Source organism: Gracilimonas sp., from assembly GCF_031581265.1.
GTDB lineage: Bacteria > Bacteroidota > Rhodothermia > Balneolales > Balneolaceae > Gracilimonas.
This window is the reverse complement of record NZ_JAVLBQ010000001.1, coordinates 132,234-148,493: the sequence shown is the minus strand read 5'-3', so window position 1 is coordinate 148,493 and position 16,260 is coordinate 132,234. Positions and strand designations below refer to the sequence as shown.

The 16,260-nt window shown below is 39.0% G+C and carries 9 protein-coding genes; 5 read left to right on the top strand and 4 right to left on the bottom strand.

Annotation, left to right across the window (positions count from 1 at the left end):
* Nucleotides 1-6: 6 nt before the first annotated feature.
* Genes RI561_RS00575 through RI561_RS00565 form a run of 3 tightly spaced genes read left to right on the top strand, consistent with a single transcriptional unit; the run spans nt 7 to nt 10,185 of the window.
* Nucleotides 7-4,662 carry a hypothetical protein gene (locus tag RI561_RS00575; RefSeq protein WP_395078262.1) on the top strand — a complete coding sequence of 1,552 codons (4,656 nt, stop codon included), beginning with the start codon at nt 7-9 and terminating at the stop codon, nt 4,660-4,662.
* Between the two features lie 24 nt (nt 4,663-4,686).
* Nucleotides 4,687-6,852 (top strand): ribonuclease R, encoded by a 2,166-nt coding sequence (gene rnr, locus RI561_RS00570; protein ID WP_395078261.1) that lies wholly within the window; start codon nt 4,687-4,689, stop codon nt 6,850-6,852.
* Between the two features lie 18 nt (nt 6,853-6,870).
* Nucleotides 6,871-10,185, top strand: a complete 3,315-nt coding sequence (locus RI561_RS00565; RefSeq protein WP_395078260.1) for a peptidase MA family metallohydrolase — start codon at nt 6,871-6,873, stop codon at nt 10,183-10,185.
* Between the two features lie 2 nt (nt 10,186-10,187).
* Here the strand turns inward: RI561_RS00565 and RI561_RS00560 are convergent, their stop codons facing one another.
* From RI561_RS00560 to RI561_RS00545, 4 genes are read right to left on the bottom strand one after another with little or no spacing between them, the layout of a single operon-like run.
* Nucleotides 10,188-11,489, bottom strand: coding sequence for a type IX secretion system plug protein domain-containing protein (locus tag RI561_RS00560; RefSeq protein WP_395078259.1), 1,302 nt, complete (start codon nt 11,487-11,489; stop codon nt 10,188-10,190).
* Nucleotides 11,479-12,303 (bottom strand): diaminopimelate epimerase, encoded by an 825-nt coding sequence (gene dapF, locus RI561_RS00555; RefSeq protein WP_395078258.1) that lies wholly within the window; start codon nt 12,301-12,303, stop codon nt 11,479-11,481. Before dapF ends, RI561_RS00560 begins: the two co-directional genes overlap by 11 nt.
* Nucleotides 12,300-13,484, bottom strand: coding sequence for an ATP-binding protein (locus RI561_RS00550; protein ID WP_395078257.1), 1,185 nt, complete (start codon nt 13,482-13,484; stop codon nt 12,300-12,302). The genes dapF and RI561_RS00550 overlap by 4 nt, the downstream gene beginning before the upstream one ends.
* A 1-nt stretch (nt 13,485) precedes the next feature.
* Nucleotides 13,486-14,151 (bottom strand): heme exporter protein CcmB, encoded by a 666-nt coding sequence (locus RI561_RS00545; protein WP_395078256.1) that lies wholly within the window; start codon nt 14,149-14,151, stop codon nt 13,486-13,488.
* Between the two features lie 171 nt (nt 14,152-14,322).
* Between RI561_RS00545 and RI561_RS00540 the strand changes: the two genes are divergently transcribed.
* Complete coding sequence (locus tag RI561_RS00540) at nt 14,323-14,796, top strand: PTS sugar transporter subunit IIA (protein ID WP_395078255.1); 474 nt, start codon at nt 14,323-14,325, stop codon at nt 14,794-14,796.
* Nucleotides 14,797-16,233: a D-alanyl-D-alanine carboxypeptidase/D-alanyl-D-alanine-endopeptidase gene (gene dacB, locus RI561_RS00535; RefSeq protein WP_395078254.1), complete on the top strand. Its 1,437-nt coding sequence runs from the start codon at nt 14,797-14,799 to the stop codon at nt 16,231-16,233. It abuts the gene before it with no gap.
* The last annotated feature ends 27 nt before the right edge of the window (nt 16,234-16,260 follow it).

Here is a 16,260-nt window from a genome sequence, read left to right as displayed (position 1 = left end):
TGGAATGTGATTTGGACCTTTATTGGGGTCTTAGTACTAACAGTATGTATTGTAGGCGTTGGTTTATTTGGAGCTCTTCAATTACAGCCTGTAAAAGATCAGGTGGCTCATGTCATTCAGAATCAATTTAGCAAAGAGTATGAAGGTGTGCTTCATATTGGATCTATCAATGGTTTTTTACCCTTCCAGGTGCAGCTCAATGATGTTAAAATTTATCCTGACTCATCCGCTTTACAACCTGTTTTTGAATCTTCTGATATTTCGGCTTCTGTGGATGTATTATCCGTTTTTAGAAAGCAGTTTGTTATGAATTCATTGGAAATTCAGAACCCGGTATCCGCAGTCGATTTTTCTGAGGGTGCTTCATTAGCAAGTGCTTTTAAATCTGTTGAAGCTGATATATCCAGTACCGATTCAGTAGAAAATGTTAGTGAAGATTTTGGATTTCAAATTATTATCCCTTCTGTAAAGGTTTTTAATGGAAACATGGTATTCAGGAATATTCCTGATACCGAGAAATTCATTTCTTCAGGAGATAGCCTTCGTATTACCGGACTCAATATCGATTTATTCTTTGAATATACCGAAGTGCAAAGATTCATGGATATCAATTCTATTCGGTTCAATGCACCTGAAGCGCAGTTATATGATGTGGAATTGTTTGGGCAGTTTTATAATGACGATCGCTTTTTTGAGCTCAATGCATTCAATATAAATGTTGACAATTCTACAATCAGATTTAGTGGGGAAGCGGACGGTATTAACTTGTTATCAGGCAATATCAGAGATCAATTTGTCAACTCAAATTTGAGTTTTTCTGTTGATCGGTTTCTGCTATCTCCCGGTTTTATAAGGCGATTTAACCCGGATTTAACTTCCCTGAATACATCTTTAGAAACTACACTGAATGGTGAGGGAACAGTAGAATTATTTACCATAGAAACGGGAGAATTTGTATTTGGTGACAGTTACGGTCGTTTTAATGCAGAACTTACAGAGTTAAAATCTTTATCCAGCATTGGGTATGATGTAGACATCCAATCATTGACTGTAGGAGAGGAACAGCTTTACGAAGTTCAATCGGTGCTAACAGAAAATCAGGCAATAGGAATTGCTTCAGGAAATTATGAAGCCTCGATTTCCGGGAACCGAGAAGAGACTGCACTCGATTTCAGTATGGAAGGGGAAAGAGGGACTATAAGAGTTAATGGCGATGTAAATTGGACTGACCAAATGGCCTATAATTTTTCTTTCACAACGGATTCGTTAGATATAGGAAATATATTCACTCCAAATATCCAGCAATTAAATTTAACTGTTGAAGGTGAAATTAATAGTACAGGAATGGATTTCAAGAACAGCAGAGGCGGGCTTGTTATTAGGTCCTCCAACGGAGAATTTGATAATCGTTCCTATGAACAATTTTCGTTTTTAGCTAATTGGGAAAACGGAATAATAACACCTGAAATACGAGCCAATATGTATGGCTCATCCATTGCACTAAATGGTGAAATAGATATTAATGACAACAACCCCCGCTACTTTTTAACCGGGAGTGCTCAAGAACTACAACTGCAGAATATCATCCAACACCCGAATTTTCGTTCTGTCACTGCGGATATTGAATATGAGCTGGATTTAAGAGGTAATAATTTAAATGAGCTTTATGGTCAGGCGAGTTTTGATGTGTTGCAGGCCGTGGCCGGAACAGATACGCTGGATCGCCATCAACTTTATTTTGACCTCAACGGTCCGGAAGAAGCAAACAGGATGCTGCGATTCACCTCTACAGCTTTTGATGCTACAGTAGAAGGGTCATACAATATTTCTTCGTTGATAGATTTGTCAAATCATTGGGCTTCGTATTTAAAAACACAAGTAGATCGGGAATTCAGGTTCAAATCCGTTAATACTTTGGATAGTGCCCTTGAGATTTCAGAAAATCAAAATATTACCTTGAATGGAAGGATCAAGAGTCCAAATATTATCAACTTTTATTTAGACCGATTTCCTGAATTGAAATCATCGGCTCGCATTAATTCATCGGTAAATGTAAACTCCCGACAGCTATTATTTAATGCCTCTTTTGTAGATCAGGAAACTACATTTGGAAATTTTTCAGCTGACTCACTGTCTTTACAGGCTACGGGAAGTTTCAGGTATGAAGTACCGTTTAAAGAATTTTCAAGCTTGGAAGTACAGGCAAATGCTTCAAGTATTTTAATAAATGATATTCCGGGTCAGGGAATGAATTTTTCGGCTAATTTAGATCGGGATTCTCTCTACTTCAGTAACACGTTGTCGCGCCTTTCTGATGAATCCTCTTTCCGGATATCGGGAAACGGAAAACTTATGGATGAAGCTGTTCAGATTTTAATTGAGGAATTTTCCTTAGGAACGGAGAGCTATCAATGGGAGAATAATGAAAAAGCCGGCATTACCTACCGTGCGGATGAAAGACTTTCATTGGAGAATTTTGTGTTCGAAAATCAAGATCAATTTTTGCAAGTGGAGGGAACATTTAGCGCTGCTCCGGAAGATTCTGTAAACTACCGTATCGAAAACCTAAACTTACAAGAAGTATCCACTTTGTTAGGGGGAAGACTTAGTTTTGGCGGGAGATTAAATGGAGAATTCACAACCAGAACCCTTACCACTGTACCAACAGTGCTGGGAAATGTAGATATTGATACGCTCACTTTTGGTGGAACACTGGTAGGAGACTTGAATTTATCAAGTAGATACAATAATCAATTTGACCGTTTTGATACGAATATTTCAGTGTACACCGATTCTACTAAATACCCGGAGTATTTTGAAAATACGGGAAGAAAAGGCCAAAATTTCACCATTGATGGATACGTGTTAGCCCCCCAAGACGGACAGTTTCCTGACACGGACTCCTTGTATCAGTTCAATGTAGATTTTGAAAATATAGACTTATGGATACTTCCGCTGATAGCTCCTAAAGTATTTTCCGACGGTTCTGGTTTAGCACAAGGGTCAGGTGTAATATGGGGAAATGCCGATGATTATGATTTTAACGCAGACTTAATGGTAGGTTCAACAGATGCGGCCTATTTAAGACCTCAATTCCTGGATACTTATTATTATGCACAGGGAGGACTTTCTTTTACCAGGGATGACGGGCTTAGTTTCAACGACATTTATTTGCTCGACCCCTCCGGCGGTAACGCAATTTTAAGCGGATATTATGATTTTAATGACTTCACCCCCACTGATAGTCTTTACATTCGTCTTGAGATGGATGAATTTCAATTTCTGAACAGTACCTTTGATCCGACCTTACCTTTTTTCGGCACGGCATTCGGGTCAAGTACGGTCACAATCTCCGGAACTAATTTTGCTCCCGTTCTTAGGACAGAGGAACCTATGCAGGTATCTGATTTCTCTGGAATTTCGATTCCACTGCTGGAAGAGACCGAACTTAACGAAGATAACCGATTTATTCGGTTTGTAGAATCATTTGAAGACTATAACTTAAATTCTCGCAGGCGGTTTTCATCACGAAATAGGAATACAACTGAAAACGAAGAAGATGAGGTAGATTTATCGTTTGCCGAACGGTTTACGCTCGATCTTCAGTTTGTGACCGATAACCCAATGACCGTTCGGCTTATTTTTGACCCCGTTACCGGTGATATTGTTACAGCAGAGGGAACAGGAAGACTCAGGATATTATTAGAAGACCAAGACTTCTCAATGTTTGGAAGGTTTGATATTGAGGGTGGACGGTATCAGTTTGTAAGTGGAGATATTTTTACCCGAAGATTTGAACTGGAATCGGGAGGTTCTATCGTATGGGAGGGTGATCCCGCGAATGCAAGCTTAAACTTAAATGCTGTTTACACTGCCCGTCCCGATATTAATACCTTGAGTGCAGCCAGAAGCAATGATCCTGAAAATGCCCAAAGAGTTCCGGTTGAGTTAGTGTATACAATCGGGGGGACTATTTACAGCATTGAAAACGATTTCTTTTTCCGCTTACCTAATACCTTTGAATCTCAACAAAGTTCAACCCTATCAACGCAACTTGCAGCTATTAACAGAGATGAAAACATGAAATTGATTCAGGCTGCAAACTTCATGTTGATGGGGGATTTCATACCGGTGTCATCAGCAGGAACCACACAAGGGAACTTTTTTGGAGATAATATATCGGGCAGTGCAGCACTGTTAAATCCGTTACTTTCCAGTCAGGTTATTAATCCATTGTTATCAAATCAGATAAATTCGTTATTGAATAGCGATTTGAGTAGTTTAGATGTAGATTTTAACTTAAATACCTACAATCAAGTAGATCTTGGAGTGGCACTCCGGCTATATAACGACAAACTAATATTACGCAGGGAAGGACAGATTACAGGCAGGCAATCTAACATTGGAGATTTAGGGGCCACGTACAGAATTAATCAAACGTTTGCACTAACCGCTTTTCACAGACAAGATTTAACCTTTGGTACATTGAACAGTACCGAGCAGTCGCAACAATCCCAAGACATCAATGGAGTAGGACTTGAAGCCAAAGTAGGCTTCAATACCTGGAAAGAATTTTTTGATCGGATTTTATCGCCTTTCAGAAAGTTATTTGGAACCAGGGACGGCAAAAATCAAGAAGAAATAACACAGAATCAGGGATAACACAATCCCAACAAAGAGTTTTTAATGAGTAAAAGACAACGACAAAAAAATTTAGAAGAACTGATCATTGACCTGATCAAAAACAGCCCAAAAAATAGACTAACCAGAGAGCAAATCATTAGTGTGCTTCGTTTAGAGAGTGACAATGAGGTTAACCGATTGGACAAAACCCTCCAAAAACTTACGGCTGACAATAGGGTAGAAAGAGAAGATAATTACGTGTTGTTGAACACGAACAATATCTCCAAGAGATCATCCCAAGAAAACTCAAGTATTGTAGAGGGGAAATTAGATATTTCAGCTCGTGGTACAGGATATGTAATTTCTGAGCAAAGTGAGCAAGATGTAATGATTTCTTCCAGGGATATCGGAACGGCCTTGAATGATGATATTGTCAGAGTTAAGATTACCGGAAAGAATAAGAAAAGCGGTCAGCCAAGAGGTAAAATTCTTGAAATCGTAGAAAGAGGTAAGGATTTCTATGTTGGTACCCTCAAAAAGGTAACCAAAGAGAATTACATTATTGAAACCGATACGAAATCGGCTCATACCAATTTTTACGTATTGCCGGAATTTATTGGCAAAGCTGAGGATGGAGACAAAGTAGTGTTTGAACTGGAAAATTGGGTTCACCCCAACGCTTTACCTGAAGCCCGGATTACTTCTGTATTAGGTAAATCAGGTTCTAATGATGCCAATATGCTTTCTATACTGGCTGAAAATGACATGGTTGCTGAATTTCCTAAAGAAGTTGAAGAATATGCCCACCAAATTCCGCTCGAGATCCCTGAAGAAGAGTGTAAAAGAAGAAGAGATCTAAGAGACCAAAACGTATTTACTATTGATCCGGCTGATGCCAAAGACTTCGATGATGCCTTAAGTATTAAGAAGCTGGATAATGGAAATTATTACCTGGGAGTGCACATTGCTGACGTAACGCATTACCTGACTCCAAAATCAGTATTAGATGAGGAAGCACACAACCGCGGAACCAGCGTTTATTTAGTAGATCGTGTGATACCTATGCTTCCTGAAGTATTGAGTAATGGAGTTTGCAGTTTGCGTCCTAATGAAGATAAGTTGACGTATAGCTGTTTTATGGAAATAGCGCCCAATGGAAAACTCGTTGACTATACTATTGAGGAAACGGTTATCCATTCCAAGCAGCGATTTACTTATGAAGAAGCGCAAGCTATAGTAGATGGAAAGAAGCATAAGTTTAGTAAAGAGGTTCAGCTTTCGGCCGAACTTGCAAGAATCTTGCACGATAAGAGATTTCGGGAGGGTGCCATAGATTTTGATACTCCTGAGCCAAAGTTTGTACTGGATGATGACGGAGTTCCACAAGAAGTTATTATTAAAGAGCGAATATTTGCACATCGTTTAATTGAGGAATGCATGCTGATGGCCAACAAAACAGTTGCTACGCATGTAGAAGAAATGCGGAAAGAATCGAACAAAAAACGCTCAAAAAATCTATTTCCATTTTTCTATCGAGTACATGACAGACCGGATGAAGAAAAATTAACAGGCATCGCAGAGCAGGTTAAACCCATAGGAATCAAGTTTGAAGTGGGTGACAATATCAGCCCCAAAAGAATTAACAATCTTCTTGAAAAAGTAAAAAATACAAGCCTGGAGTACATCGTTAATGGTTTGATGCTTAGGGCAATGGCAAAAGCAGAGTATTCACCGAATAACATCGGTCACTTTGGTTTGGGATTTGGTCATTATGCACACTTTACGAGTCCCATTAGACGTTACCCGGATGTAATTGTTCATCGTTTATTGAAAGGTTACAATTCCGGTGCTCAAGTTTACACTCACGATCAACTAATTAAAGATGGTGAGCATTGCAGCGCGCGAGAAAGAGTAGCTGTAGATGCTGAAAGAGATTCCGTAAAACTGAAACAGGTTGAATTTTTAAGTAAAAAAACCGGTGAAAAATTTGATGGAATTATTAGTGGTGTAATGGAGCGGGGAATTTTTATAACCCTAAAAGACATTTATTGTGAAGGAATGGTTAGAATAAGTGATCTTAAAGGAGATTATTTTGTATATAATGACAAAAGACATGCATTGGTCGGTCGTAAAAGCGGAAAGCAATTTCAGCTTGGCGATGAAATCAAAGTGTATGTTAAAAGTACTGATATGCAAAAAAGACAAATTGATTTTGGATTAGCCAAATAACAAAACTCATGTAATATTATGTATTCAAGATTTATATCATTTTTTACTTTTCTGTTGATAGTATTAATAGCCGGCAGTGAGGCAGTACAAGCTCAATATTATACGTTTGGCAAAAACAGGGTACAATATGAAGATTTTGAATGGAGATTTATCCAGTCTAAGCACTTCGATGTGTATTACTATGGGGAAAAGAATTATGAATTAGCTGAATTTGCCACAAAAAGTATTGAATCGGCCTACAAGCAATTAGCGGATGATTTCAATCATGAAATTTCGAGTCGTATTTCATTGATTGTATATGATTCTCACAATGATTTCTCTCAAACTAATGTAGTTAACCTGCCAACCAGTGCAGAAGGAATAGGTGGGGTAACCGATAAACTAAAAAATAGAATGACGGTTCCTTTTGACGGCAATTATGCTGATTTCAGAAGAACACTGCATCACGAACTTGTGCATGCCGTATTTAACGATATGTTTTACGGGGGCACTATTAATTCGATAATTCGAAATAATATACAGTTACAGTTCCCACTGTGGTTTGAAGAAGGTTTGGCTGAATACACAGCACTTGGATGGGATACAAATACTGATATGTATATCCGTGATGCGGTAATAAATAATTACCTGGCAGACATACCAATGCTGAGCGGTTACTATGCGTATAGGGGAGGCCAATCAGTTTGGAATTACATTGTAGAGGAATATGGGCGTCAAAAAATTGCTGAAATTCTTCAGCGGATCAGGACTTCACGGAGTGTTGAACTTGGAATGCAACAATCGTTAGGGGTAAGCATAGAAGAACTCTCAAAATTATGGAAAGATGCCTTGCAAGAAAGATATTATCCTGAAGTGGCAGAAAGGGAAAGAATTGATATAATTGCCAATTATCTTACCGAAAGGGGTGAATTCGGAACGTATAATACCAGTCCGGCTATTTCTCCCCAAGGAGACAAAATCGCATTTATCACCAATAAGAGAGGATACTTTGATGTTATTGCCATTAGTGCAATTGATGGTAGTAAATTAAAAACGCTGATCAGGGGAGAAGATAACCCGGAATTTGAAGAGCTTAATATTTTAAATCCCAATATCACCTGGTCTCCGGATGGACGTAAAATTGCCATTTCAACAAAATCAAAAGGTAAGGATGATATTGCCTTAATTGATTACGAAACAAAAGAGACCACTAAAATAAAGTTCAAAGATTTAGATGCTATTGCCTCCATCTCTTGGTCCCCTGATGGTAAGAAGTTAGCTTTTGATGGTAATGTAGGCCCATACCAAGATATATTTGTGTATAATATTGAATATAAAGAACTTACAAATTTAACCGGTGATTTCTTTTCCGATACTGAGCCGGTTTGGAGTCCCGATTCTGAATCTATTTATTTTGTTTCAAACAGAGGAGGAGAAACTCAGCTTCACTCGTATAATGTGGGGTATGACCTGCTAAGTGATGAGAATTTATATCAACAAGATATATTCAGGATTGATCTCGATTCTCGTAAAGCCGTTAGACTTACTGAAACTCCATTATGGAATGAAAATTCTCCAAAATTGACTCCAGATGGCCGAATGATCTTTGTTTCAGATGAGAATGGGATACAAAATATCTACGAATTTGATTTAGAAACAAGAACCAGAACTCCGCTTACCAACTTGCAAACCGGCGTTTTCCAAATGTCAATCAGTAACGACGGCTCCCGCGTTGCTTTGAATTCAATTAATGAAGGCTACTTAGATATATTTGTGCTTCGCTCCCCATTCGAAAAAAAGAAAAGTGAGAGTCTATCCAAAAATTACTGGGCTCAGCGACGTGCTAACGAAACCTATGCAGAGCGAGTACCTGCAAGAAAATATGCAGCCGAAATGTTTGCGAATGGAATAGATCTAAATGATCCTCAAATAGTGGAAGCACAGGCAGCAGAGGAAGAAGCAGAAAACCAGGAAGAAGATTCTTCCGAAATTGATTTTAGAAATTACGTATTCAGTACGGAAGTGATGGAGGATACCACGCTAAGATTAGAAGATGTGGAAAGCTTTACTCCCGATAACAATATAACCGAAGACGGACGCTTTCAACCCAAAAATTATCGACTGAAGTTCTCTACAGATATAGCTTATAATCCTACTTTCGTGGCATCAACCTACGGTTCTTACGCCACCACTCAGTTTATTGTAAGTGACTTATTGGGTGATCACCAAATTGCACTTGGAACTAATTTTGTGTCAGATCTTCGTAACAGTGATTATTCACTGCAGTACGGCTACCTGAAAAACCGAACGAACTGGTTTTTTTCTTATTTCCATTCATCGCGCAGATATCAAACCTTCTTTGGAGAAAGCATCCGTTTCAGGACTTTTGGAGGAGGAGCTAAAGCTCAATATCCAATCGATAAATTTAAGCGCATTGATGGTGGAATATCGGCTTTAGGTATTACCAGAGACTATAGCACGGTCAGTGATTTATATGCAGGATATACGTTTGGACAGAATCAATCAGGTAATGAAAGTAGTATATTTCTGTATCCGGAATTTATTTTTACCAACGATCAAACACTACCGGGTTTCTTAACACCAAGGGGAGGAAATAGATATTCAATAGGTCTCTCCGGTAGTCCCGGTGTGGGGAATAATGCCCCATTATTTGCTTCTGTACTCGCAGATTTTAGAAAATATTTCAACCTGGGACAGAATTATAGCTTTGCATTGCGAGCTTCAGGCGCAGCTTCTGTAGGACCTGATAAACAAACTTATTTTATGGGAGGAAGGCTCGGCTGGATTAATCAACGATTCAATCAAAACGGGCTGTCATACGATAAATTGACCGATAGCTTTTTTACCGTACCTGCCTTACCGGTTCGCGGCTATGCATACAACACCACCTATGGAAGTAATTTCTCATTGATAAATGCTGAGTTTAGATTCCCATTATTTGCAGCTGTCATACCCGGAGCTATCCCAATTTTACCCCTGTATAATATCACAGGTGCTGCCTTTTTAGATGTCGGTTCTGCATGGGGTGAACGAATTGATTATGGACTTTATGAAACTCAGGATCGGCAAAATACAGTTGTAAATGAAGCAAAATTAGATTTTAAAGTAGCTGAAGAGCGAACCGGGTATTACGAGATAAGAGATCAGGATGGGCAAGTTAGTGAACTTGGACAAGCTCCTTATGTGGACGGAGATATGTTAATTGGTGGTGGCTTTGGCCTTAGGACAATCGTTTTTGGGCTTCCGCTGAGATATGATGTTGGCTGGCCTTATGAGCGCTCAGGATTTAAATCTAAACCAATCCACTATTTTTCCATTGGGATAGATTTTTAAAATTACCGGGAAGCAGAAGACCTGAACACTTGTACATTTAGTAAGCGCTGATACCTGTAATCCGGATCTTGGAAATACACAAAGCTTGTGTATTCCTGATTACTTCGGGTTACGGCATCACTTAGTATTAAGTCATCAATACCATCTCGGCCAGATTTAATGGCATATTTATAAGTGTAAGTCCCTTCTTTAATGAGTTCAGATGTTTCCCAATATCCAGTTTGATTGTTGTATTTTAGCTTATTGTCTTCGGAAAGAACCCATTGATTAAAGTCTCCAACCAGGTATACGCCTTGATTGCTTGAAAAATCACCTCCATCCTGAAACCTGAATCGAATATTGGCATATCTTGACTCTACGCCCGTTTCAGGATTACCGAAGGATGTTCTCCAGCCTGATGATGGGGTGGCAGAAAAATTTAAAATATCACGGCGCAGGATTACTTCAGGAGGATTTCTTTCAGGAAACCAGTCAATTATTTGGGAACCATCTACAGAAAAATTATTTAGGTTCAATCCTATAAAATCAAAATTGGCCGGGAATGCATTATCCTCAGAAAGGTGAAATTGAGTTCGATCTTCTTCAGAAAAATCAAAATGTTCCGATTGTTTAATATCACCCCAAAACCGGTTTTGGGCAAAATAGAAGCTCAAATCAAATTGAGGAAACTCGATAAAATCCGGGTAGATATATTCGCTAAAGGGGCGATCTAAGGCTCCGAATCTGCGTCCGGCATTGTATTTTGTCTCAACCCATGATGTCATTTCACCGGCTTCTTCGGTAACAAAAAAGGGCAGCGAAAAAAGCCGCGTTCCGGAAGAGAAATCAATAACATGAAGCATAAAATTTCCACTTGTTTCAAAAGAAAGCTGATCATTTGGAAACTCTGTTGAGTAGTGGAAATAGTCCGGTTCCGAAAGTTGATTTTTTTTACCTCCACCTACAATCACTTCATTCATACCTGCCAAATACCAATCCTGAGGAATATTACTTGGATTCCATTGCTGGTCATGATGGGTAAAAGTAATTCGAAATTGTCCGGATGCATTAGAAAGCTCATCGAACGAAAGAACAAGCTGCTCAGACGATCCAAGTTTTATGACCGGTGGACTGTTGGTATTTCCCTTTCTGTAAAGTTGAACACTTTTGATGGTTGCCGGTGCTGGGAGCTGATTAGGAACAAGATATCTGCTTATGTAATTTTGTCCAACATCGTAATTGTTATTAGATGAATTAGAAAGATTTACAGAACAACCATGAAGAGTTAAAATAAAACCCGTTAATAATAAGAGTTTAAAGATCAATTGAGCCTTCGAATACAAAATGTGCTGGTCCTTTAAGAATTAAACGGTGATAAGTATTGGTATTAGATGAAAAATCAAAAGAGGCTTGTAACGTTCCTCCTTTTACATGTATGGTATAACTGGCATGTTTGTTTTGATTATCAGAGTGGTGATGAGTTGCAATAGCTGAAGCCAAAGCACCGGTTCCGCAAGCAAGTGTCAGGTTCTCGACGCCTCTTTCATAAGTTTGAAGGTTGATGGTGCTTTCATCTTCAACGTGAACAAAGTTTACATTGGTTCCCGGAGGGTCAAGTTCTTGATGATACCGTAATTTTCTCGCGACCTGGACTAATTTCTCCTCTTCTTCCAAGGTCGGCTTTTCAACAAAAGTGACAATATGCTCTGTGGCGGAATCAGCTTTTACAAGATCAAAACCTTGCAGTTCAAAATCAGTTGCTTTTACTTCTACAGGAAAATGAATACTTACTAAGTCATTCTGATCTACTTCAGCTTTGTAGATGTTATCATGAACATTGAATGTTTGGGTTTCTTTAAACCCATTTTTAAAAGCAAAATATACCAGGCATCGAGCTCCATTACCACACATTCCCGCATCACTTCCATCTGCATTTCTATAGATCATGGTATAATCGACTTCGGTTTTTTGCGGCTCTTCGAGTACCAATATTCCATCAGCTCCAATTCCGAACTTTCGGTCACATAATGCTGGAGTAAAATCTATGATTTCATCGAGCTTGAAATCGTACTGCCGGTTATCAATAACAATAAAATCGTTACCGGCACCCTCCATTTTATAAAACTTTAAATTCTTCATCTTGAAACAAATGCAGGTATATGATTCCAGTTGTCTTGAGTGGAAATTTCGGGATCCAATCCACGCATTAAAGTAGAAAAGCGTAAGGCAATGACGATGAAAATAAGTTTTGGGTTAACATTTTGCTTCAGAGCGGGACGAAACTCATCTAAGTGCTCAATCATTTCTTCCAGACGAGCTTTCTCTAATGATTGCACAAACTTTTGAATGGACTGAAGTTGATCAATATTCGTAATGAATTTCTTGTTTTGGGTTTCACGATATACCATGAGGTCGCGGATATACATTTCAATCAAATTGGTAATTGCAATCAGGCCTTCAATATTATTTGAACTTTGCCAGTCTTGCACTAAGGTAGATAACCCGTTTGCATCTTGGCTAAAAGCCATCCGTAGGTACTGAACGACCATTTCCCGGTTTTCTTTCAACTTTGAAATATCGAAGAAACGAGTCATGGCATAATTCCCATTTGATACTCGGGCCAGGTAGGCAGCATCCTCAGCATCAAGCCCATCCACTTCAATTAAACCTTGCTCCACTTCTTTGTCTCTTAAAGCCCCCAATGGAATATGTTGACATCTTGAGGTGATGGTAGGGAGGAGGTTTTCGTAGTTTTCGGTGGTCAAAATAAACATGAGTCGGTCAGATGGTTCCTCCAAAAGATTCAAAAAAGCATTTGCAGTTTCTTTTCTCATAGTTTCAACATGTGTCAAAATAATGACAATACGGTCACCTTCATTCGGTTTCAATTTTGCGATGGGCCTTATGTCATCCCTAAAATAATCTATGGGATAAAAAGCCTGTAAATTCTTGGAAGAATCATCATCAAGGGAAGGACGTTGGGAAAAATCGATAATTTCATAAGGATCTTTTGCCAATAGCTCTAACCGTCCCCTGAGTTCTTCGGTATCCACTTTTGTGGGTTTGGGTATGAATACGTGTATATCAGGATGGGTAAACCAAGATGATTTTTTTGAGGATTTATGTTCTCCCAAATCGCTTAAATGCTCAACTCCATTTATCGCTTCTGCCATGGCCAGGGCAAACGCCGTTTTACCAACTCCTTTTGGACCAGACAATAGGTAAGCATGGCTCACCCGGTCAGCGGCAAGCATTCGCTCAACCTGCTCTTTTGCTCTCTGTTGACCAATAATTCGTCTGTTGCCAAATTTGATATCCATTTTACTCCTCCCAGATATAATCAAACAATAAAATTCCTGTGGTTATGGTGACTCCTGCAAAACCAATTAGAGCCATAATGTTATTCATCGATTCACTATCACCGGTAATGAAAGCAGTTTCGCTAACTTCAGCCAAAAGTAAAATCAAAGGAACAAATAATGGGATGCTCAATACTGAAAAAATAGCGCCTTTACGATCGGCCTGAGAAACAATAGCGGCCGTCATGGTAGCTACTCCTGATAGTCCTGCGGTTCCGATAAATAAAACAAACAGGAAAGCAGACCAAGATTGAATTTGAAGGTTCATTAGAAATATATAGGCGGCGAAAGTAGCTGCATTTATAAATAAGGTGAATAAAAAATTATAGAGTAATTTACCGGAATACAAAGTCGATCCATCAGCATAAATACGAAGCAGATCAAACGTTTTTTTATCGGTTTCGGATATAAAACTTCGACTTAGTGCAGAAAGTGCTGCAAACAAGATTATAATCCATACCAAACCGGATTTGGGTCCCGGTTCCAGTTGATCGGCACGAAGAGTGAAAAGAACTAAAAGCATTGCCGCTGCTACAAAGGCAAGTACCATATTGAATGCGAAACGGGTACGCAATTCAATTTGTAGATCTTTTCTTAAAACAGTGATTGTGCTTCTAATCCATTGCATGCCCAAGTTTAAGGATTTTGTAAGCTTATTGCAGATTATATAATTAGAGAGGAGGGAAATTTTATTGAATTTAAATAAGAGGATAAGCTTCTTAATTAATCTTTGATTGATTGTCTAAAGGGTGCCTATATTCGGGTGCTGATGAATTTTCACTTTTGTTAAAGAAATTACATGAATTTATTTTCGCTGTTAGATGAGGTTACAGTATTATGTAACTTTGAAATTGAGTCCAAGGAAGACCTTATTAACGCTTTAGTTGATACACTACAAGATAAAGTTGAAACGGAGGAACAATTAGAAGAAGTTCGAAAAGCAGTTTTTGAACGTGAAGAAATAATGTCAACCGGAGTAGGGAAAGGACTTGCCATTCCGCACGCAAAAACTCAAGCTGTTGATGAAAACCTCGCAGCATTTGCGTTACTTAAGAAACCTCTTGATTTTGAATCTATTGATAAGGCCCCTGTTAGGTTAGTTTTTCTTTTGGTAGGCCCTGAAGCCAATAATAAACAGCATATCAAGCTTTTGAGCAGGATATCGAGGTTAATGAACAGTGGCTCATTCAGAGAAAAAATTCTGGCCTGTGATGTAACTGAGGAAATTTTGTCAGCATTCAGAGAAGAGGAAGAAAAATATTTTGTGAGCTAAATGAGCTTAATTATCCGCTTTACTTACCTGTTATGCTTTGCGATTCTTGCGGAAGTATCTGTAGCTCAAAACGTGCAATCCATAATAGGCAATGCTCCAAATCAGGAAGCCTTTTGGTCAGTTACGGTTCGGGATGCAAACGGTAAAATTCTTGAAAGCCTCAATTCACATAAAACCATCATACCCGCATCTAACCAAAAACTAATATCCTCCGCGGCCATTCTGGATCATTTTGGTTCGGACTATCGGTTCACCACAAATATTTATGGAGATGGTGAATTACAGGGTAACACCTGGGTTGGAGATCTAATCATAAAGGGAAGCGGAGATCCGTCCATCAGCGGAGATTTGTATGAAGAAGATCGATATTATGCTTTTAAGATCTTTTTGGAGCAGTTGCAGGATCTTGGAATTCAGCGCATTGAGGGCAATTTGATGGCTGATATTTCTTTGTTTGATAATCAATATTATCCAAAGGGCTGGGATTGGTACGACATGTCATTTTATTATGGTGTGCAAATTAGCCCACTTTCTTTCAATAATAATGCGGTAGATTTGGAAGTGTTTGCAGAGGGAAAGATTGGTGGTACACCAAGAATCACCTGGTTCCCCGACAGCACTGATTACGTGACATTTAAAAATCAGCAGGTGATTACCCATCCGGCTACAGAATATGATGAGTACTATAGACGTGAGATGGGAGGGAATACCATAATTTTGGGCAGTACACTTCCGCAAGGGTATTATGAGGACGAGTCGCTTGCTATCAACGATCCCGCTATGTTTTTCCTCGATTCCTTCAAAGATTTTTTAAATGAAAATGGAATCAAATTCAGTAGACCAATCATCGTCCCCGATCAGGCTTTTTCTTACGATACTACCAATGTGATAGCTACCTATCGTTCCAAACCGTTGAGAGAATTGGTTCAGTGGCTCAATAAGGAAAGTGACAATTTTTACACCGAAATGTTGGTGAAAAGGCTTTCTGCAGATGCCGGAAATCAGCCCGGTTCGTTTGAGCATGGAATCGATCAGGTAAGAACATTCTTAGCTAATTTTGGAATTGATACGACTTATGTAGTCATGAATGATGCTTCAGGGATGGCGCAGGGCAATTTCAACAAAACAGCGTATTTGTCTGAATTCCTTCACAAAATGCAGGATCATCCGGAGTTTGAAGCTTACTTCAACAGCATGTCGGTGGCCGGAATTGATGGAACATTGGCACATCGAATGAAGGGCACGCCTTTGTATAAAAACTTTAAAGGGAAATCAGGATTTGTAACAGGCGTTCGAACGCTGAGTGGTTATATGGAAACGGAATCCGGGAAAAAACTGATCGTGAGCCTGGCAACCAATAATTTTATTTCCGAGAAAGTAAGTTCTATCGATGCCGTCCATGAACAAATTTTGATGTACCTTTACGAAAAGTATTGAATTGCTTAATGGTTATTTGTTCATCGT